General features: G+C 71.4%; 19 protein-coding genes and 1 tRNA gene. 10 read left to right on the top strand and 10 right to left on the bottom strand.

Annotation, left to right across the window (positions count from 1 at the left end; all coding sequences use genetic code 11):
- Position 1 precedes the first annotated feature (1 nt).
- The 4 genes from ACFYO0_RS15730 to ACFYO0_RS15745 are packed head-to-tail and all read right to left on the bottom strand — an operon-like array spanning position 2 to position 6,291.
- Complete coding sequence (locus ACFYO0_RS15730; protein ID WP_388675308.1) at positions 2-2,641, bottom strand: Hsp70 family protein; 2,640 nt, start codon at positions 2,639-2,641, stop codon at positions 2-4.
- Positions 2,638-3,420 (bottom strand): hypothetical protein, encoded by a 783-nt coding sequence (locus tag ACFYO0_RS15735; RefSeq protein ID WP_388675310.1) that lies wholly within the window; start codon positions 3,418-3,420, stop codon positions 2,638-2,640. The genes ACFYO0_RS15730 and ACFYO0_RS15735 overlap by 4 nt, the downstream gene beginning before the upstream one ends.
- 53 nt (positions 3,421-3,473) lie before the next feature.
- Positions 3,474-3,905 carry a hypothetical protein gene (locus ACFYO0_RS15740; RefSeq protein ID WP_388675313.1) on the bottom strand — a complete coding sequence of 144 codons (432 nt, stop codon included), beginning with the start codon at positions 3,903-3,905 and terminating at the stop codon, positions 3,474-3,476.
- Between the two features lie 52 nt (positions 3,906-3,957).
- On the bottom strand, positions 3,958-6,291 hold the full coding sequence (locus ACFYO0_RS15745; RefSeq protein ID WP_388675315.1) for a hypothetical protein: 2,334 nt from the start codon (positions 6,289-6,291) through the stop codon (positions 3,958-3,960).
- Between the two features lie 165 nt (positions 6,292-6,456).
- Between ACFYO0_RS15745 and ACFYO0_RS15750 the strand changes: the two genes are divergently transcribed.
- The 5 genes from ACFYO0_RS15750 (at position 6,457) to ACFYO0_RS15770 (ending at position 9,190) form a co-directional block, all read left to right on the top strand.
- The gene (locus ACFYO0_RS15750; protein ID WP_388675317.1) at positions 6,457-6,840 is read left to right on the top strand and encodes a hypothetical protein; all 384 of its coding nucleotides are present in this window, start codon (positions 6,457-6,459) and stop codon (positions 6,838-6,840) included.
- A 135-nt stretch (positions 6,841-6,975) separates the two neighbouring features.
- The gene (locus tag ACFYO0_RS15755) at positions 6,976-7,386 is read left to right on the top strand and encodes a sortase-dependent protein (protein ID WP_388675319.1); all 411 of its coding nucleotides are present in this window, start codon (positions 6,976-6,978) and stop codon (positions 7,384-7,386) included.
- The gene (locus ACFYO0_RS15760) at positions 7,383-7,994 is read left to right on the top strand and encodes a class F sortase (protein WP_388675321.1); all 612 of its coding nucleotides are present in this window, start codon (positions 7,383-7,385) and stop codon (positions 7,992-7,994) included. Before ACFYO0_RS15755 ends, ACFYO0_RS15760 begins: the two co-directional genes overlap by 4 nt.
- Before the next feature lie 196 nt (positions 7,995-8,190).
- The gene (locus ACFYO0_RS15765; RefSeq protein WP_388675323.1) at positions 8,191-8,682 is read left to right on the top strand and encodes an RNA polymerase sigma factor; all 492 of its coding nucleotides are present in this window, start codon (positions 8,191-8,193) and stop codon (positions 8,680-8,682) included.
- Positions 8,666-9,190, top strand: coding sequence for a hypothetical protein (locus tag ACFYO0_RS15770; RefSeq protein WP_388675326.1), 525 nt, complete (start codon positions 8,666-8,668; stop codon positions 9,188-9,190). Before ACFYO0_RS15765 ends, ACFYO0_RS15770 begins: the two co-directional genes overlap by 17 nt.
- A 2-nt stretch (positions 9,191-9,192) precedes the next feature.
- Here the strand turns inward: ACFYO0_RS15770 and ACFYO0_RS15775 are convergent, their stop codons facing one another.
- On the bottom strand, positions 9,193-10,005 hold the full coding sequence (locus tag ACFYO0_RS15775; RefSeq protein WP_388675328.1) for an SAM-dependent methyltransferase: 813 nt from the start codon (positions 10,003-10,005) through the stop codon (positions 9,193-9,195).
- A gap of 155 nt (positions 10,006-10,160) precedes the next feature.
- Here ACFYO0_RS15775 and ACFYO0_RS15780 point away from each other — a divergent pair, with 155 nt between their 5' ends.
- The gene (locus ACFYO0_RS15780) at positions 10,161-11,183 is read left to right on the top strand and encodes a hypothetical protein (RefSeq protein ID WP_388675330.1); all 1,023 of its coding nucleotides are present in this window, start codon (positions 10,161-10,163) and stop codon (positions 11,181-11,183) included.
- A 36-nt stretch (positions 11,184-11,219) separates the two neighbouring features.
- Here ACFYO0_RS15780 and ACFYO0_RS15785 read toward each other — a convergent pair whose 3' ends face one another.
- Together ACFYO0_RS15785 and ACFYO0_RS15790 are read right to left on the bottom strand one after the other, a co-directional pair.
- The gene (locus tag ACFYO0_RS15785) at positions 11,220-12,044 is read right to left on the bottom strand and encodes an ABC transporter permease (RefSeq protein ID WP_388675333.1); all 825 of its coding nucleotides are present in this window, start codon (positions 12,042-12,044) and stop codon (positions 11,220-11,222) included.
- The gene (locus tag ACFYO0_RS15790) at positions 12,041-13,033 is read right to left on the bottom strand and encodes an ABC transporter ATP-binding protein (protein ID WP_388675336.1); all 993 of its coding nucleotides are present in this window, start codon (positions 13,031-13,033) and stop codon (positions 12,041-12,043) included. The genes ACFYO0_RS15785 and ACFYO0_RS15790 overlap by 4 nt, the downstream gene beginning before the upstream one ends.
- A gap of 211 nt (positions 13,034-13,244) precedes the next feature.
- Between ACFYO0_RS15790 and ACFYO0_RS15795 the strand changes: the two genes are divergently transcribed.
- Positions 13,245-13,466: a helix-turn-helix domain-containing protein gene (locus ACFYO0_RS15795; RefSeq protein ID WP_388675488.1), complete on the top strand. Its 222-nt coding sequence runs from the start codon at positions 13,245-13,247 to the stop codon at positions 13,464-13,466.
- 12 nt (positions 13,467-13,478) lie between these two features.
- Positions 13,479-14,891: a sulfatase-like hydrolase/transferase gene (locus ACFYO0_RS15800; RefSeq protein WP_388675339.1), complete on the top strand. Its 1,413-nt coding sequence runs from the start codon at positions 13,479-13,481 to the stop codon at positions 14,889-14,891.
- Positions 14,892-15,013: 122 nt separating this feature from the next.
- Here ACFYO0_RS15800 and ACFYO0_RS15805 read toward each other — a convergent pair whose 3' ends face one another.
- The 3 genes from ACFYO0_RS15805 to ACFYO0_RS15815 form a co-directional block, all read right to left on the bottom strand.
- Positions 15,014-15,382, bottom strand: coding sequence for a hypothetical protein (locus ACFYO0_RS15805; RefSeq protein WP_388675341.1), 369 nt, complete (start codon positions 15,380-15,382; stop codon positions 15,014-15,016).
- 60 nt (positions 15,383-15,442) lie between these two features.
- Positions 15,443-15,518: transfer RNA gene (locus ACFYO0_RS15810), tRNA-Glu, on the bottom strand.
- Between the two features lie 79 nt (positions 15,519-15,597).
- Complete coding sequence (locus tag ACFYO0_RS15815; RefSeq protein WP_388675343.1) at positions 15,598-17,229, bottom strand: metallophosphoesterase; 1,632 nt, start codon at positions 17,227-17,229, stop codon at positions 15,598-15,600.
- A gap of 94 nt (positions 17,230-17,323) precedes the next feature.
- Between ACFYO0_RS15815 and ACFYO0_RS15820 the strand changes: the two genes are divergently transcribed.
- Both ACFYO0_RS15820 and ACFYO0_RS15825 read left to right on the top strand, forming a co-directional pair.
- Positions 17,324-17,674, top strand: coding sequence for a metallopeptidase family protein (locus ACFYO0_RS15820; protein WP_344394230.1), 351 nt, complete (start codon positions 17,324-17,326; stop codon positions 17,672-17,674).
- Between the two features lie 119 nt (positions 17,675-17,793).
- The gene (locus ACFYO0_RS15825; protein WP_388675491.1) at positions 17,794-18,324 is read left to right on the top strand and encodes a hypothetical protein; all 531 of its coding nucleotides are present in this window, start codon (positions 17,794-17,796) and stop codon (positions 18,322-18,324) included.
- Positions 18,325-18,577 lie beyond the last annotated feature (253 nt).

Below are 18,577 nucleotides of genomic sequence, written 5' to 3' on the forward strand. Positions count from 1 at the left end.
GTCACTCCCCCTGGCCTGCGGTACGGCTGCGTGGCAGTACCACCTGGATGCCCTCGCTGCTGCGCAGCCCGCGCAGCCAGCTGTCGATCTGGACCCGCAGCGGTTCGATGCGGGTGGTGAAGATCCCGATGAGGCGGCGCTTGAGGTCGTCGTCCGTGCACTGCACTGCCGCTGTGCTCACTTCGCGCTCGGTCGTGTCGATCCGGTTCAGGAAGCCCTCGGCCTCGCGCCGGTGACGCTGGTCCGAGTCCCGGTCCGCGGCGAGGACCGTACGTCTGAGGTTGTCCAGTTCCTCGCGGAAGGCGGCCTCCAGCTGACCGGCCGTCCAGTCGTCGGGGCTCTGGCCGGGGAGGGGGCCGTACAGGTCGCGTTGGATGCCGTGCAGCAGGTCGACCAGGCGGGTGCAGGCCTGGTGCCAGTCGTAGCGGTTCAGGTCGGCGTACGCGGCGCGGCCCGCGGCCTCCAGTTCGACGAGTTCGGCTGAGTAGCGCGCGCTCCTGGTGGGATCGATGTGGGCCAGTTCGGCGGTCAGCGAGCGGATGTCGGCGAGCCCGGCCTGGAACTCGTGCAGCGGTGGATGCAGCGTCTGCGCCCACTGCCGGCGCTCCGCCAGACCCTGGAGCAGGGTCTCGGTCTCCATCAGCTTGTAGTGGGCCTTCGCCCGGTCCTGGCCCTCGGCGAACAGCGCGTCGGTCTCGGCGAGCAGCCGGTTCACGGCGGTCGCTGCCTCGTCGGCCTCGGCGGGCGGCAGTTCGCCGTACAGCTCCGCCCATCCCCCCTTGGCGTCCCGGTGGGCCTCGCGCAGATCGTCCCAGGCCGGGATGGTGCGCAGCGGGATGTCGATGGACGCGGTCGCCCGGGCGCCGATCTCGGGGATCGCGACCTCGGCGGCGATCGTCCAGCCCGCCTCGAAGGTGACCGTCACCTCCACATCGGTGCCGACGGGCAGCCCGGCCGGTACGTCGTCGATCTCCACCGCGCCGATCGGCATCAACCCCTCGTAGAGCCGGATGGACAGCCGCCTGCCCTGGCTGGCGGTCTGCAGGCGGAAGCCGGTGCGGTGCGGAAGCCGTACTCCGGAGGCGACGATGCGGTGCGGTCCCGTGGCCAGCTGTACGGAGAAGTCGTGGGCCAGCACATCGCCCGAGACCGGCGCGGCGGCGGGCGCCCCGGCGGCGACGGTGACGTGCCGAGCCTCGGCCTCCCGGCCGTCGTGCATGACCCGTACGGTGAAGCCGTTCTCGCGGCCCTCCTGAAGCGGTACGTCCGGGAAGACGAAGGAACCGTCCGCGCCCGCCGCCTCCTCGGCGCGGTGCACTCCGTCGTCCGAGACCAGCAGGACGGGGGTGCCGAGAGGTTCGGGAATCGTGCCGCTCGCGAGGACCCGGCCCGCGATGTCGGCGAAGCCGCCGATCGCCTCGGGCCGGTCGAGTTCCAGGTGCACCCCGCGCTGCGCCGCGGCAGCCGCCTTCAGTGCGGCACCGGCGGCGATGGCGAGGTCCGGGTGGAGCAGTACGGGCGTACGGCCGAAGCGCTCCTCCAGCAGCCGGGCCACCAGGGGGATACGGGAGGAGCCGCCGACCATGACGATCTCGTCGATGTCGATGTCGATGTCGATGTCGATGTCGGTGTCGGCGTCGGTCCCGGTCCCGGTCCCGGCATCGAGGGTGATGCCCGCCTGGCGCAGGGTGCGCTCGCAGTGGCCGACGGTGGCCTCCAGCGACGGGCGGATCAGTTCCTCGAACTCCGTGCGCAGCATGGGCAGATGGAGGTTCATCGGGGTGCCCGTACGGTCCTCGCCGTGCTGGCTGACGATCTCGGTCACGGGCATCCGGGACAGTTCCTGCTTGCACTCCTCGGCGAGGAAGAGCAGGGCGGCGTACGAGCGGGCGTCGGCGGGCCGGTCGGGGTCGAACTTCAGGTCGTACGCGGGCAGCCTGCCGTCCATCCAGTGGACGATCGCCCGGTCGAAGTCGTAGCCGCCCAGATAGCGGTCGCCGCCGAAGGCGCGGTGCTCGAACCCCTCTTCGGGGTCCCAGGTCACGACGGAGGTGTCGAAGGTGCCGCCGCCGAGGTCGTACACGAGGAAGGTGCGGGGATCATCTCCCAGGTGTTCCCCGGCGTGTGCGAGGGCCGCCGCGACCGGCTCGATGAGGGTTTCCACGACCTCCAGGCCCGCCGCGGCACCGGCCTTGGTCGTGTCGTTCTTCGAACGGGTCTCGAAGAAGGCGGGAACCGTGACGACCGCCCGCTCCACCGGCACGCCCAGCACGCCCTCGGCGGTCCTCTTGAGGTGCCGCAGCACCTCCGTGGACGCCTCGAGCGGCGTCAGCTCGGCGTGACCGGCCGTGAACCGCTGGTCGGTACCCATGCTCCGCTTGAAGAACATCGCGGGCGGCGCACCCTGCATCCGCGCCCGGTGCTTGGCCAGCAGCCCGACCTGTACGGCTCCGTCCGGGCCGACCCACACAGCGGACGGCACCGTCGGCGAGCCGTCCGGCGGGACGAGCAGCAGGGCGTCGCCCACCGGGCGCAGCCGCCCTTCCGCGATGAGCTGCTCCTTGCGGGGGACCGGCGCGTCGGCGGGCAGCGCCAGACAACTGTTCGTGGTTCCCAGGTCTATGCCCACGATGAGACTCATGCGCGCTCCTCCCCCTTCGTCCGGGACTGCTCGCCGGGCTCCTTCCGGGGCTCCAGCAGGACCTGTGCGCGGCGTATCCAGGTGCCGTCGTGCAGCCGCACCCCCGGCCGCACCGTCCTGCCGATCACCAGCTCGGACGCCTCCCCGGCCTCCGGGGCGTGCCCCACGTCGACGTAAGGGGCGACCTCTGCGTATGGACGGCCGAGCGGGTCGTCCAGGTGTACGCCCGCCTGCGCGAGCGCGGACGCGAAACGCCGGGCGACGGCGGCGAGGACCTCATCAGGGCCATCGGGGTCGGGGTCGGGGTCGGGGGCGTGGGCGGATGGCGTCGCGGCGAGGAAGCCGCGCAGTTCGTGCAGGGCGCTCGCGACGTCCGCGGCGAGGCGGGCGTACCGCTCACGCTCCTCGACCGCCCTCGCGCGAGCCTGCTCACGCAAGTCGCCACGGTCGCGCTCCGCGTCGGCCAGCAGCTGATGAACGAGACGTTGCGGCAGTGGCGGCGACCCGTCCGGTACGGGGCGTGGCCGCTCGGTGATGCGCGTCCTGACGGAGGCGGCCATGGGGCGGGTACGCAGCCGCAGGGCCGGCTTCCGTCGATGGGCCGGGGCGGTGCGGGGCGCGTCGGCGTAATCCGTACGGCCCGTCGAGCCCGTACGGTCCGTCGAGCCCGTACGGTCCGTCGAGCCCGTACGGTCCGCCGAGCCCGTACGGTCCGGAGAGTCCGTACGAGCCGGTCGCGGCCCGCGTGGGCCGGCCCCGGCGCTGCGCGAGGCGGCCACGGGCCTGGTCCGCGGACTCAGGCCTCGTCGGCGGTCCGACGACTCCGGCGGAGTCACCGGGGCTCACCCGGCCTGCGGGGCAGCCACCCCAGCAGCGCCTCCGGCCGCGCGACCACGCGCGGTTCGGGTGTCTCGGGCTCGGGCAGGCTGGCGAACTCGGCTGCCAGCTCGTCGAGCTGGGCCCGCAGCTCGGCCTCCTGGTGGCGTGCGGGCCGGTGTGTGCGCAGTTCGGCGAGCAGGCGGCCGGTGGGGGTGAGCAGCTCCTCCTCGGCCGCGTTGACCTCCGCGATCTCCAGGGGGCGGCCGAACACCGGGAAGCGGTCCGCGCCGCGCTCGACGCGCAGGCGCCTGCGGCGGGCCGCGGCCCTTACGGCCGCCCGCCCGGTCCGGTCGGGGTCGAGGCCGAGTATCTGCAGCGGTGTGCGGTAGTACGGGTTGTGCCCGTCCCTCCACTGCCAGGGGTTGTCGTGATCGCCGTGCGACATGTGGATCCTCCGCTCTGCTCGACGGGCTTCGACGGGCTTCGACGGGAGTGCTTCAACGGCTGGGCCGGCTCAGCCACTCGGGCGGGGGCGGACCCGGTAGCAACTGGCCCGCGGCCGCCATCCGCGACCACAGGATGCGGCCGAATCTCGTGACCTCGTCGCGGCACCGCTGGGCCTCTTCCGAGGGGTCCTCGCGTACCTCCATGAGCAGCCACCACGCCCGCGTCCAGTCCGCGGGCTCCGGCCGGTCCAGATCGAGCAGCGCCGACACCAGATGGCACATCGACGCGGGTTCCAAGTGCTCGCTGGCCTCAGCCAGTTCGACATAACGGCGTACGGCACTGTCGCCGCCCCACATCGCGGCCGTCAGGCGGGCGGCCAGCGCGTGCATACGCGGCGCGAAGGTCTCCAGCTCCCGGTACATCCCGACGAGCGGAAGATTCGGATCGAGCTCGACAGCCTGATCGGCGAGATGGGTGATCTGGTTCACGAGGAGCAGGGCCTCGGCGCGGGAGGCACGGGCGAGGCGCTGATGCAGTTCGACGGCGCGCCAGAACGCCAACCGTGCAAGTTCCCCGGCCAGTTCACGGTCCTGCCGGGCCGCCTCGGGACCGAGACGTTTTTCGATCCCCTGCATCCTGGTGAGCAGCGGGACGAGCTGGTGCGGGCGCCGGGCGTCGAACCATTCGGTCTCCACCTGGTGACGCAGCACGATCAGCGTGGTGCGGAGCAGATCCGGATTGTCGGGATCGAGCCGCAGCCACGGCTGAAGTCCGGCCGAGGCAGCCGCGTACTCCTGCTGCTGCACGGCGGCCAGCACGGCCTCGACGGCCTCGCGGACCAGCGCCTTGCGGGCCGCCGCGATGTCCCGCTCGGGGAAACCGGAGGAGGTGACGAAGGCGAGGTGTTCCCGGGCGTGCCGCGGATCGGTGGCGTGCATCCGGGCCGCGAGGGCGATATGCGGTTCGAACAGGTCCCGCGGCAGCCGCCCGCGCACCTCGTCGACGACGGCGACCGGCACACTGGTGCCGGTCGCCGCCTCCAGGCGGCGGTGCAGCTCCTGCCAGTACGCGTCGTCGCCGTGCACGGCGGCCCAGTGGCGCAACGCCTCCGTCCACTCCGTACGTGCCCGGGTGGCGGACTGCGTCCCGGCCAGTGCGGTGCCCTGCAACTCGTAGGCGCGCGCGTGGTGGGCGACCGCGAGGTGGTGGCTGTGCGCCGGGGAGTCGATCAGCTCCCAGAGCCGTACGGACTCGGCCGACCAGGGGTGGGTCTCGCCGTCCTTTTCGAGTCGGGCGTACGCCTCTGCGGCCAGCCGTTCGGTCAGATGGGACCGGAGCCGGGTGGTGAACTCTTCGAGCGCGGCGGTCGGTTCGGACTGGTCGGTCAGGTCGTCGAGGGGTGCGGCGTAGGGGTCCCGCAGGCGGTCCAGGATGGCGGTCACCGCGTCGAGGGCCTCCAGGGCATCGGCCGTGTACCCCTCGGACGCGTGGTGCAGTGCCTCCGCGACGTGCGCGCGGACGGGCCGGGACCACAGCCGGCGCAGGGTTTCCCGGTCGGGCCAGGAGTGTGGGGCGGGCCGCCGTTCGCCCGCGGCCGCCAGGTCCGCGAACAGCTTGACGTCGGTGCGGGACGCGGCGGCGAGGATGGGTTCCGCGCCCACCGGCGAGTACTCCGGCCAGCGGAGCCGGTGGCGGTCCAGCAGTTCCCTTGCCGCCCGTACGGTCGCTTCGTCGTCCGGCTCGTCCGGCTCAAGTGCGGCCGCCACCAGGCGTACGGCGTTGCCGATGCCGTCGCCCGCCAGGTCCGGGTCGGCGAGGAGAGGGCGCAGGGTGTCGGCGGCGGCGGTCCGGTCGCCGTGGGCGAGGCTCTGTACGGCCCTGCGCAGGAGGGGGAGCGACGGGTGTGCCGGGCGGGTTGGTTGTGCCGGACTTGCCGGGCCGGTGGAGCGCTGTGGGCGGGCGGTGCCAGCCGGACGGGGTGCGGTGGGCGGGGGCTGCTGAGTGGCCTGCGTGGGCGCGGTGAGGTTATGGGCCCTGAGTACGGTCTGCATCGCGGTGATCACGCGTCGGTACCCGTCCTGTTCCTCGGCGGACGGTCCCGGTTCGTGCGCGAGGATGCGGCGGCAGAACTCCAGGGTGACCTGACTGGAGGTCATGTTCCCGAGGACGTACGCCAGTTGCCCGTACAGAGCGGTCCCCACCACCCCGTACAACCGCCCCCAGCACACATCGAACGTCTCGAGGTCGGGGTCCCCCGCCCAACGGCGCAGGGCCTTGCGCAGCAGCTCGAAGTTGAGCGCGCTGAGGCCGCGTTCCCATCCCGGTGTCTGGGCGTCGAGCAGCCGTGCCGCGTCCTGCGCCGAATTTTCCGCGATGCCGTCCATAGCAGTACACATGGTGATGCGGGCCGGTTGCAGTTCGCTTGCAGTCGAGGGGTGCTCAAACCCGGAGATGGTGCTTTTCTGGGGGTGGGGCGTGGTTTGACCGGGCTGTCCCGAGGTACCGCAGCCCCGAGGTTCCGCAGCGCGGTGACGAGAGGAGCGATCACGATGGACAAGGAACGACCGCATCCGGAAAGTGTCTCCGTGGAACTCAGCGGATGCAGCAAGGAAGACGCCCGCGTCGTGTTCGACACCCTGTGCGCCTGCTTCAGTTCGGACCGGTGCGCCGACGATGTACCCCAGGAGCTGTCGGCGACGCGTCCGACGGTGTGGCTCGGCACGTTCGACGTCGCCGACCCGCACGAGGGCGCCCGTCCCGCCCGCCTCACGGCGTCCGTCACGGCCGACGTCCAGGGCGGTTACTGGGCGATCGACCGCTTCCGGTCCACCCTGGATTCGCTGTTCTCCGTGTATGAGGTCAGTACGGCGTCCGGGGACCAGGAGGAGGAGTTGCACGTACGGCTGGAGAGCCGGCGGTATCAGGACACCTGAGCAGTAGGCCCGTAAGCCCTCCGACGTCTTTGCCTGTTCTTTACAACCCGGTTCCTCGCTGTCTCGTCTCTCCGCTCGATCCGTGACGCGCCCGCTGAATCCGTGGGTGGACGGAGCGACGAAAGAGAGCGACTGATGCGCCGAACTGTCCTTGCCGCCATGGCACTTGCGGGTACGGCTGTGCTGGGGGGTGCGGTGCCCGCGTTCGCCGACGGGGGGACCCCGACGCCGGTTCCCTCCACCACGGCGACCGCCAAGCCGGTACCGACGTCCACGGCCACGCCCGCCCCGACTGAGGGCGCTTCCGATGCGCCGGCCGAGACTTCCACCCCGGCCCCCCTGGACCCGAGCGCCGAGCCGACGCGGGCGCCGGACTCGGGTCAGGTGTCCGTCGTGCCGAGCGGGGCGCCCGACACCGGTGTGACGCCGGGGTCCGAGGAGTCCGGAGGTGACAGCGCGCTGATCGGGGGCGGTGCTGCCGCGGTTCTCGTCGGGGGCGGTGCGATGGTCTTTCTCGTACGTCGGCGGAGGGCGACCGGCGCATGACGGCGCCGTCCAGGCGTCTGTTCGTCACGGCGGCTCTGGGCTCCTTGCTCGTGGGGTGCGGCGGGAACGGGGGCGGGCAGGGCACGAGCGCGCGGCCCAGCAGCCCGCCTTCACCGTCCGCATCGAAAGTGAAGTCGGCGCGGCCGCTTGGGCGTTCGGAGCCGGTCGGTCTGCGGATCCCTGCCATCGGGGTCGACACCCCGGTCATGGGGCTGGGGTTGGCCAGGGACGGCAGCGTGCAGGTGCCGCCGATCACGGCGGACGACCGGGCGGGCTGGTATCGGCACTCGCCGACGCCGGGGCAGGTTGGCCCGTCCGTGATCCTCGGTCATGTCACGGTCGGCTCGTACGGGGACGGGGTGTTCCGTCACCTGAACCGGCTGCGCCAGGGGGATGGGATCGTGGCGCGGCTGGAGAACGGCACGGCTGCGGAGTTCGGCGTCACCGCCGTACGGACGGTTGCCAAGGCGGAGTTTCCTGCGGACGACGTCTACGGGGACGTGGAGCGGCCGGAGCTGCGGCTCATTACGTGCGGGGGGCCGCGCAGCGGGGACTGGTATCGCGACAACGTGATCGTTTTCGCTGTGTTGCGCTCCGCGAGTCCTTGACCCTAGCCCCGCCCCTTCCCGAAACGGGGGGCTGCGCCCCCGGTCCCCCGACAGGTCTTGTTTCGGCCGCGGGTCCGTTGTGGCTGGTCGCGCAGCTCCCCGCGCCCCCAAAGGGGGGCGCGGGCCCGGGCCGGTGGAACGTATGCCGCCGGTTCGGGCTCCTTCCCCACGAGTGTCCCGACGACCCTGGAGAACGTTGAAACGGTCCCGTGACAAGGCCGCGTCCGAGCTGTTCGCTGCCCTCTATCCGCGTCTCGCCGGGTGGTGTCGGAGGCTTGTCGACGATGACGAGACGGCGCACGAGATCGCCTCCGAGGCGTTCACCCGGCTCTGGGCCCGGTGGACCTCCGTGGAGGAACCTCGCGGGTTCCTCTACGTCACCGCGGCCAATCTTGTGCGGGACCACTGGCGCAAAATGGAGCGCGAGCGAAGGGCCGTGCGCCGGGCCACCTCGGAAGCCGCCGTCCGGCCGCAGACCGAGCAGGCCGACCCCACGGTCCGGCTGCTCGTGCAGTCGTTGCCGGAACGACTGCGCGTACCGATCCTGCTGCACTACTACGCCGACATGCCGATCCGGGAGGTGTCCGTACTGACCGGGCGCAAGGAAGGAACCGTCAAGGCCGATCTCCACGCGGCCCGCGAACTGCTCCGCGCCCACCTGAGGAGAAGCCTTGACCACACGCTTTGACGGCGGCGGCGCGGAGTTCGGCCCCGACGACCCCCTCGCGGTGATCCTCCGGCCTCCCTCCGACCACCTCGTCCCGCCCCCCGGCCGCTACGAGGCCATCCGCCGCGGCGCGGCCCGCCGCCGTCTGCTCCGTGCCGCGGCCGGGGCCGGCCTGTCGTGCGCGGTCGCCGTCCTCGTCGCCCTGCCGATGCTGAGGTCCTCCGGCGGGCCCGCGTCGCCGACGCCCCCGCTCGCCCCACCGCCCGCGACCAGCCCTTCGACCCCGCCCGCTCCGTCCAACTCGGGGAACCCTTCGACATCGTCCCCCGAGCCCTCCAGCCCCGAGCCCATCGACGAGAGCCCTACGGGCGCCTCCGAAATCCCGTCAGCTGCGCCCACCTCCACCCCCGCTACTCCCACCCCCACCTCCACTCGCGACCCATCGCCGACACAGACCTCGACCTCGGCCCCGACGTCGGCCTCCGCCGAGTCGCCGACAGAGCCGAGTGGAACGCCAGAAGAACCCTGACCTCAGGCCTTCTCCGCCACGGCTCCCAGTTGAGGAACGGCTCCGGTTTCCGTACCGGGCTCCGATCGCCACTGCGCGCAGGAGACAAGGCCCGGCTCCAGGAGTGTGAGGCCGTCGAAGTACGTGGCGATCTCCTCCCTGCTGCGGGCGGTGACCGGCGGCTTGGCGTTGGCGTTCCAGAAGGCCATCGCCTCCAGCTGGAGGTCGCCGCCGAGTTCGGGTTCCGTGGTGGGGTGGGTCAGGACGAGGACGCTGCCGGGGGCGAGCGCCGCCACGAGCCTGCTCGCGATGGACCGTGCCTCGTCGTCGTCGAGCACGAAGTTGAGGATGCCGAGCAGCATCAGCGCGACCGGCTTGGTGAAGTCGAGGGTGCCGCCCGCGACCCGCAGGATGGCGTCCGGGTCGTGCACATCGGCGTCGATGTAGTCGGTGGCGCCTTCGGGGGTGCTGGTCAGCAGGGCGCGGGCGTGCGAGAGCACGATGGGGTCGTTGTCGACGTACACGATCCGTGACTCGGGTGCGATCCGCTGGGCGACCTCATGGGTGTTCTCCATGGCCGGCAGCCCGGTGCCGATGTCGAGGAACTGGCGTATGCCGCGCTCCTCGGCCAGGAAACGCACCGCACGGCTCAGGAACGCCCGGTCGGCGCGGGCAATGTCGCGGATGACGGGGATCATCCCGGCGACGTGGTCGCCCACCTGCTCGTCGACGGGGTAGTTGTCCTTGCCGCCCTGCCAGTAGTTCCATACGCGGGCGTTGTGCGCCGTCCCCGTGTCGATGCGGGTCTCTATGCCGTCGGGCTGGTTCTCGCTCACGTCGTCCTCTCCTCGTACGTCCTCGTACGCCCAAGGGCCGGACGGCGCCGGGCAACTGGGCCCTGGTGCCGGGCACTTGGTCACGGCCGTGGTACGGCCTGCCGGTGGGCGTCATTCTGCCGCCCTGGTCGTCGTAGGTTTGTGGAGGATGCCGGTTGGCGGACGATGCCGACTGGCTGGAACTCCCCCGGGAGGTGGCCGTGTTCCGAGGCCCTGGGTGGCGGATCGACGGGCTGACGGGACTTGCCGTGAGCCCCCGCTCGCTGCTGCGACGGCGTCCCGCCGCACGTCCGAGGCTCGAACTGCTCGAGCCGTGGGAGCAGGAGGTCGACGAACAGACCGCGCGCGCCCACACCCGTACCGGCATCCGGGGGTTCCCGTACCGTCCGCGCCGCGCGGAGGACGTGCCCGGCGGCGCGCTCGAGGCGCTGCGCCAGACGGTCGGAATCAGGGATTTCCGGGACGTGTTCGTCGTCCCCGCCCACACCCGGCCCGGCCGCCTCGGAGGCAGCCGCCTTCACCTGCTGACTCCGGCCGGCGTGCTCGGTTTCGGGCCCGGCGGAGTGGCCCTGTGGGTCGGTGCTCCCGCCGAGCCCGGAGTGCGGGTGGCCCTGCGTCCGGAGCAGGTGGCCGCGATCGAGATGGCGCACGCCCTGCTGTACGCCCGTCTGACGATCCTCGCCACGGACGCGCGCCTGAACATCCACTACAACGCGGTCGCCGAGCACGAGCTGCACCCCTTGGTGCTGTCCCTTCGCCGCCGCGTCGCCCCCACCGAGCTGGACCTGCCCGACGCTCCTGTACCGAACACCGGACTCCCGTACAAATGGCGACTCCTGCTCACCTCGCCCACGGCACGCCTGAACGACGGCGACCCGGTCGCCGTCGTCGCCGGTCCGCTGCCGGTGCCCCTGCGCTCGGATCCCGCGTACGCCGCTGTCGTACTCACCCCGCGGGAACTCGTCGTCCTCGCCGACCCCGTTCACACCGATCGATCCGGTGGCCGCCACGGCCTGGACACCCACTGCATCCCGCGCACCCGGATCGAGCAGGTACGCATGGACGGCCCGCTCCTGCGAGTCCGCGTCTGCGGAGCGGACCTCCAACTGCCGCTGGGCGAACGGCTTTCGGCCCGGGCTGTGCATGCCTTCGCCCGGCACTTGCCGGTCGGGCCGTAGGCCAGGTGTACAGGTTCCTGTCGTCGCTCGCGCCGCTCAATGCCGCGGTTCCCAGCGGAACCGCCGCTGCACGCCGTACACGGCCACGCCCGTCCAGGCCAAGGCGACGAGCGTCGCCCGGACCTGTTCCACAGCGCCCAGATCTCCCGTCCAGCCGCCTCGCAGCAGGTCCATCACCGGGGAGAAGGGCAGCCAGGCGGCGACGTCGGCCGCTCCGTCCGGCAGCAGCTCGCGCGGCGCGAAGACCCCGGAGGCGGCCATGGTCACCAACAGGAAGGGCAGAAACGTCAGCTGCGCACTCTCCGCCGTCCGGGTGAACGCCGCGGTCAGGGCCGCCGCGGCGACCAGCATCGCCATGCCGATGAGCAGGCCGGCCACCACCAGGTGCCAAGCGGCCGGTGCGTTCGCGTCCAGGATCACGGTCATCCCGGCTCCCAGCAGCACGGACTGCACGAACACCAGCAGAAGCGCCGGGAGTGCGCCGCCGGCGAGGATCTCCCAGTCGCGCAGTTCGCCGGTGCGCAGCCGCTTGAGCACGAGGCCCTCGCGGCGCACGACGTACACGCCGACCAGGTTCGTATAGACGGCGAAGAACAGCGCATTGGCCAGCGCGGCGGGCAGCATGACGGTGGCCACCGACAGGCCGGTGCCCTCGAGGTCCAGCCCGTCGACCATGCCGCGCATCGCGAAGGCGACCGCGCTGGGCAGGATCACGGCGTTGACCAGGGACGCCCGGCTGCGCAGCAGCAGCGTCAGCTCGGCGCGGCCGAGGGCGGCCATACGGGCCGTGGCGGTGCGCCGTGGGGTCGTGGCCGTAGCCGTGGCCGAGGGCTCTTGTGCGGTACGGGCTACTGATGTCATCGTCGCGTCCCCTCGCGCTCCGGGCCCTTGCTCGCCGGGCCCCTGTCGTTCGCCAGACCCTCGCCCTCCAGGTCCCTGCTCTCCAGACCCTTGGCGATCTCCATGAACGCCTCCTCCAACGTCGCCGACCGGGCGTCGAGGCCGCGCAGCTCCACGCCCTCGTCGCGGGCCCACAACAGCAGTGCTGTCGCGGTCCGTTGCAGATCGCCGGTCTCCAGCCGGACCATCCGGCCGGACTGCCGGTGGCCGGTCACGCCCAGCGCCGCGAGCGGCGGCAGATCACCCAGGAAGCGGTCGAGGGGCAGCTCGAAGCTGAACCGGGAGGGCCGCTCGGCGACCACGTCGGCAACCGTGCCGGACGTGGCGATCAGCCCCCCGTGCATGATCGCCAACCGGTCGGCCAGCTCCTCCACCTCCTCCAGATAGTGCGTGGTGAGCAGCACCGTCGTGCCCTGCTCCTTCAGCTCACGGACCAGCTCCCAGGTATCGCGGCGGGACTGCGCGTCCAGGCCGGTCGTCGGCTCGTCGAGGAAGAGCACCTCCGGCCGCCCCAGCAGCGCCAGCGCGAGATCGAGCCGACGCCGCTCCCCGCCGGAGAGCTGCTTGACCCGTACCGCCCCCCGCCCGGACAGCCCGGTCAGTTCCAGAGCCTCGGCCTCCGGTCGGGCACCGCTGGTGCAGCCCGCCCACATCCGTACGGTCTCCATGACCGTCAACTCCGTAGGGAAGCCGCCCTCCTGGAGCATCACCCCGATACGGGGGCGGACGGCGGCCCGTTCCCGGTACGGGTCGCGGCCGAGCACGCGGACAGTCCCGGCGGCGGGGGCGGCCTGGCCCTCCAAGAGCTCCAGGGTGGAGGTCTTGCCGGCACCGTTGGTCCCGAGGAGAGCGAAGAGCTCGCCCCGGGCGACCGTGAGGTCGACGCCGCGTACGGCCTCGAAACCCTGATAGCGCCGCCGCAGGCCGGCGGTTTCGATGACTGTGTCCATGTACTCAGGCTTGCGGCGTGCAGGGGCCGTTGGGAGTGCGGTCTGTCATGGGACCTCATGACATCTGTCATCTACGGGTGGTGGCCAATGGGTTGTGGGCTGGGGGGCTTCCGCCGGCCGGGCAGCCCTCAGGTCCGGGCGATGAATTTGATCTCGACCAGCAGCTCGGGGAAGGCCGGCCGAGGAGTGCCGATCATGGTGCTGGCAGAGGATTCTCAGTGCGCGCCGACTCCTTGAGACCTCCGACTGGTCTGTCGAGAGGATCGCCGGAGCGACGGGTTTCGGCACGGCCGCGAATTTCCGGACGGGCTTCCGAAGAGAGGTGGGTGTGACCCCGGCCGCCTACCGGAAGTCGCATGGTCCGAGCGGTTCCGCCTGTCGGCAGGGACGCCCGGGGGTACGTCATGAAGGACCGGGACCACTTCACCACTGAAACGGGAGCACGATGACCTTCAGCGCTTCCCCCGCCAGGCCTTCCGAACCCGTCGCCTCCACCCGCCGTCCGAACGTCCTCGTCTTCTTCACCGACCAGCAACGCTGGGACACCACCGGCATCCACGGGAACCCCCTGGGCCTCACCCCGGCCCTCGACCGGCTCGCCGCGGACGGCGTGAGCGTGGACCGTTCCTTCACCTGCCAGCCCGTCTGCGCGCCCTCGCGCGCCGGCCTCCAGACCGGGCAGTACCCGACCACCACCGGGGTCTTCCGCAACGGGCTCCCTCTCCCGCGGGACACCCCGGCCCTGGGCCGCGCGTTCCGGGACGCGGGCTACGCCACCGGCTACATCGGCAAGTGGCACCTGGCCGGCGGCCGTACGGCAGGTCCGGTGCCGGCGGAAGACCGGGCCGGATACGAGTACTGGCTCGCCGCCAACCTTCTCGAGTTCACCTCGGACGCCTACGAGACCACGCTGTACGACGGCAACGGCACCCCGCACCACTTCGACGGCTACCGCGCCGACGCGCTCGGCACCGCCGCGATCGACTTCATCGACCGTGACCGGGACCGCGACCGGGACCGGGAGAGTGACCGGGACCGGGACCGGCCGTTCTTCCTCTTCCTGTCGTTCCTGGAGCCGCACCACCAGAACTCCCGCGACGACTATCCCGCTCCGACCGGCTACAGCGACCGCTACAACGCCCCGTGGGTACCCTCCGACCTCGCGGCCCTCGGCGGCGGCAACTGGGCCCAGCACCTGCCCGGTTACTACGGAATGGTGCGCCGACTGGACGAGGTGCTCGACCGCATCGTCTCTGTCCTTCAGCGACGCGGGGAACTGGACGACACCGTCATCCTCTTCACCTCCGACCACGGCTGCCACTTCAAGACCCGCAACAAGGAGTACAAACGCAGCGTCCACGACGCCTCCGTACGCGTGCCCACCGTGCTCCGCGGACCAGGGCTGCGCGGCGGCGTACGGTTGCCGGAACTGGTCGGCCACATCGATCTGCCGCCCACCCTGTTGCATGCGGCGGGCCTGCCCGTGCCCCCACAGATGCAAGGGCGTTCCCTGCTGCCGCTGCTGCACGGCCAGGACCCCGACTGGCCGCGGGAGGTACTCATCCAGATCAGCGAATCGGAGGTCGGCCGAGCCCTGCGTACGAACCGCTGGAAGTACGCCGCGACCGCCCCGGGCGCCGACCCCTGGAACGATCCGCGCGCCGACCGCTACCAGGACGCCTACCTCTACGACCTGCACTCCGACCCCGACGAACTGTCCAACCTCGTGGCCGACCCGGCATACGAGGACGTCCGGGCAGAGCTGAGGCAGCGGCTCGTACAGCGCATCGTCGAGAGCGGCGAACCCCGCCCCGTGATCACGGCGGCAGAGCGACTCCCGACGTCCGCGCCCGAATGACGGGCCGACGACCGGCCCGCCACAGCCGCGCACAGAGCGCGCCCGCCGCCGCGTCGTTCCCATGGGGTGCTACAACGCGACAGAGGGCGGACAGTATGAGTGCGTGAGTGCGCAGCCTCAGATCACCGAGTGTGACCTGCGCAGCAGGTCGAAGGCCGGCGCATCAGCCGCCGCTCCCATCCCGGCCGTGTTCCCGCGGCCGGCGTCTGCCGCAGCAGCAGTGCCCGGGGCGCGGCGACGGTGATGCCCTGGCCGTAGACCGGGTTGAAGGCGCACAGAGCGTCACCAACGGCCAGGAGCCCGCCCGGCCAGTGCGGCGCGCGGTCGTAGCGGCGACGCACGTTGTGGGTGCGGCGGTGGACGGTGATGTCGCCGAGCGCACGGGCGCTGCGGGTGAAGTCGGCAGGCGCCGGATCCCGCAGCCGGGCCAGCGGGGCGTCGACCTGGGGCTTCGTGAAACAGAGCGTCAGACGCGGTGTCGAACTCGACATAGCGCGTTCAGCAAACCGCAAGGCAGATAATTTCGCCGACCTGCGATAACGCAGAGCAACTGGTGCCCCCAACGGGATTCGAACCCGTGCTACCGCCTTGAAAGGGCGGCGTCCTAGGCCGCTAGACGATGAGGGCTGGGGCCTGCCTGGGCGCCTCGCGGCGCGTCGGGGACGTCAGCAGCATATGGGATGCCGGGAGGGATCGGCAAAACGGATTAGGAGGAGGGAGAGGGAGAAGGGGAGGGCGAGGGGGAACCCGGCGACGGTGATGGGGAGCCAGGAGACGGTGATGGGGAGCCAGGAGACGGTGAAGGGGAGCCAGGCGACGGGGACGGGGACGCGCCCGGCTGGTTCTCCTTCGGCAGGTGGCGGCTGACCTCCGCCGTGGTCAGGCCCAGTCCGCCCAGCTTGATCTCGTCCCAGGCCTGGAGGCGGCGGGTGTCCCGGTCCAGGTAGAGGATCGACGTCTCGATGGGGTCGGGGTACTGCTGCTCCAGCGCCCGCAGCCCGCTGCCGCCCGTCGAACCCTCGATCCGCAGGCGCGTGCCGTACTTCATGATCTCCATCTCCGGATGGTGGAGGTGGCCCGCCAGCACGAGCGGTACGTCGCCGTCCACCTCGCGCGCGGCGTCCGGGTTGTGCGCGACGGCGATGTCCACAGGCGTGCCCGCCGCCTCCTGGTCGCGGAGCGCGGAGGCCAGGCGGGCGCCCGCCAGCTCCTCCGAGGCGGTCACCTCCTTCGAGCGGTCGGGGGTGAACTGCGGGTCGCCCATGCCCGCGAACCGCAGGCCCGCGACCGACACGGCGCGCCCCTCGTCCAGGACGTGCACGTTCTCCATGTCCTCCAGATAGGCCTGCGTATCCCGCGAATCGTGGTTGCCGCGCACCCATACGTACGGAGCGCCCAGGTCGGCGGCCGGGTCCAGGAAACCGTTCTCCGCCGCGGAGCCGTGGTCCATGGTGTCGCCGGAGTCGACGATCACATTGATCTTGTACTGCTTCACCAGCGAGGCGATGATCTTCCAGCTCGCCGGGTTGAGATGGATGTCGGAGACGTGCAGGACGCGGATGGTGGAGGGGTCGGGGGCGTACGCGGGGAGTGTGGACGTGGCGTCGTACAGCTTCGTCACGTTCGTCACTAGGCGCGCCAACTCCTTCTGGTAGACGTCGAATTCGCTGACGATGCTGCGGGCGTTGCCGACCACTGAGGGGGCACTGCTCAGCAGGCCCGAGAACTTCGGCTCCAGGACCGACTTGGGATTCCAGGTCGCGAAGGCCGTCGCTCCGGAGGCCGCCAGAAGGGTGAGGGCCAGGCCGCCGGCCGCCAGGGCGCGGCGCGGGCGGCGGTATACGGCGAGGCCGAGTGCGGTGGCGCCGGAGACGACGGCGACGACGGAGCGTACGGCCAGGTCGAGCGTGCCGTGGCCGACGTCGCGGGTGACCTCGTCCTGGAGGCCGGAGAGCCGTTCGGGGTGGTCGACGAGGGCCTGGGATCGGACGGGGTCGAGCTGGTCCACGTCGACGTCCAGGCGGATCGGCGCGACATGGCTGCGCAGTTCGAGCGCGCCCAGCGGTGAGACGTTGATCTTCGTGCCGCCGGTGACCGAGGGGCGCAGGGTCATGGTGGTGTCCATGGGGCCGACCGGGGCGCGTACGTTCCCCACGATCAGCAGGCCCAGCCACGCCCCGACCAGGACGACGGTGATCAGGCCCAGGGCGCGGGTGTAGGGGTGCGGCTGGTGGACGAGTTCGATGACCGGGTGAGTGTGGCGAGCGCGATAGTGACGTACGAGCGCACGTGGCGCCTGGCGTACGCGGTGCAGAGCGGCGGCGGGGACGCGGGCCATTGGTCCCGTATGCCCAAGTCCGGGGCCGGATATGCCGCCCGATCGGGGCCTCCTACGGCTCTCGCGGGTGACGTCCGTGCCTGACAATGGCTCTGTGCTGGAGATGACGCGCGAGGAGTTCGAGGAACTGGTCGCCGAGGCCCTGGACCGGATCCCGCCGGAGCTGACACGGCTGATGGACAACGTGGCGGTGTTCGTCGAGGACGAACCGCCGAGCGACGATCCCGAGCTGCTCGGGCTGTACGAGGGGACTCCGCTGACGGATCGCGGCGAGTGGTACGCCGGTGTGCTGCCGGACCGGATCACCATCTACCGGGGGCCGACGCTGCGGATGTGCGAGTCGCGGGAAGACGTCGTGGCCGAGACGGAAGTGACGGTGGTTCATGAGATCGCCCACCACTTCGGGATCGACGACGCGCGGCTGCATGCCCTCGGATACGGATGAGATCCGTACCGTACGACTGTTGAAAACTGTTCTTCGGGCGGCGTGTCCTCTTGCGGGCGGCGGGAGTTGGGCAGGGGGACTGCTTGTCCCCGCCCCGGAGGTGGCTGCCCGTGCGCGCCATGTACGTACCCGTCCATCTGGCCGCCGCGGCCCTGGCCGTCACGGCGACCGCCGGCTGCATGAACGTCAGCGATGACGACGACGATGCGAGCAGGGCCAGGCCTTCGCACTCCGCGGGGCAGCAGGCCGGTGAGGCGCCCGAGGGCGGTTCGGCGGTGACGGGAGGCGGTGGTGGCTCCGGGCAGGGCGGGGCGGGTGACGAAGAACACGGTTCCGCGGAGTCCGCCGCCTCGGAGTCGGGGGACGGTGGCGGGGACGGGCCGACGTCGCCGTCTCGGGACGACGGGAGCGGCTCCTCGTCGCCGTCCGAGCCCGGGAGGAAGAGGCCGAAGCCGCAGGTCCCCGAGCCGACGAGGGCGCAGCCCACCCCGACCCGTACGACTCCGACTCCCCGGCCGAAGCCGCCGAAGGAGTCGCCCACGCCGTCACCCACTCCGACCACCGCCGAGCCGTCGTCCTCGGCGCACCCGGATCCCACGCCTCAGCTCGCGGAGCGGGAGCCGGAGCCGCATGCGGGCGTAAGCGGCTGACCAGGGTGACCACGGCTGACGTGGGGTCGACCGGCCCGGGCCGACCGGGGCTGACCTGGGGTTATCGGCTCAGTTGCTGCTCAATTTGCCTTGAGGGTCGGAGGGTGCGTATCTTGGTAGATCGTTTGATCCCATTTGCCCGGCGCCAAAGCAGAGCGCGCCGTGTGGCGCGTACTCTCCCTTGCCGTGGCTGGATCGCATTGAGGCGGTCGAATTGCGAACACGGAGTTGACGGGCGCGTGCCGACGAGACT

It is taken from the genome of Streptomyces sp. NPDC006365 (assembly GCF_042870755.1).
GTDB lineage: Bacteria > Actinomycetota > Actinomycetes > Streptomycetales > Streptomycetaceae > Streptomyces > Streptomyces xiangluensis.

Bases quoted from the DNA above. Each gene is read 5' to 3' on its own strand.
- ACFYO0_RS15730 (WP_388675308.1), bottom strand. From the start codon at position 2,641: ATGAGTCTCATCGTGGGCATAGACCTGGGAACCACGAACAGTTGTCTG.
- ACFYO0_RS15740 (WP_388675313.1), bottom strand. From the start codon at position 3,905: ATGTCGCACGGCGATCACGACAACCCCTGGCAGTGGAGGGACGGGCAC.
- ACFYO0_RS15745 (WP_388675315.1), bottom strand. From the start codon at position 6,291: ATGGACGGCATCGCGGAAAATTCGGCGCAGGACGCGGCACGGCTGCTC.
- ACFYO0_RS15750 (WP_388675317.1), top strand. From the start codon at position 6,457: ATGGACAAGGAACGACCGCATCCGGAAAGTGTCTCCGTGGAACTCAGC.
- ACFYO0_RS15755 (WP_388675319.1), top strand. From the start codon at position 6,976: ATGCGCCGAACTGTCCTTGCCGCCATGGCACTTGCGGGTACGGCTGTG.
- ACFYO0_RS15760 (WP_388675321.1), top strand. From the start codon at position 7,383: ATGACGGCGCCGTCCAGGCGTCTGTTCGTCACGGCGGCTCTGGGCTCC.
- ACFYO0_RS15785 (WP_388675333.1), bottom strand. From the start codon at position 12,044: ATGACATCAGTAGCCCGTACCGCACAAGAGCCCTCGGCCACGGCTACG.
- ACFYO0_RS15790 (WP_388675336.1), bottom strand. From the start codon at position 13,033: ATGGACACAGTCATCGAAACCGCCGGCCTGCGGCGGCGCTATCAGGGT.
- ACFYO0_RS15800 (WP_388675339.1), top strand. From the start codon at position 13,479: ATGACCTTCAGCGCTTCCCCCGCCAGGCCTTCCGAACCCGTCGCCTCC.
- ACFYO0_RS15805 (WP_388675341.1), bottom strand. From the start codon at position 15,382: ATGTCGAGTTCGACACCGCGTCTGACGCTCTGTTTCACGAAGCCCCAG.
- ACFYO0_RS15815 (WP_388675343.1), bottom strand. From the start codon at position 17,229: ATGGCCCGCGTCCCCGCCGCCGCTCTGCACCGCGTACGCCAGGCGCCA.
- ACFYO0_RS15825 (WP_388675491.1), top strand. From the start codon at position 17,794: ATGTACGTACCCGTCCATCTGGCCGCCGCGGCCCTGGCCGTCACGGCG.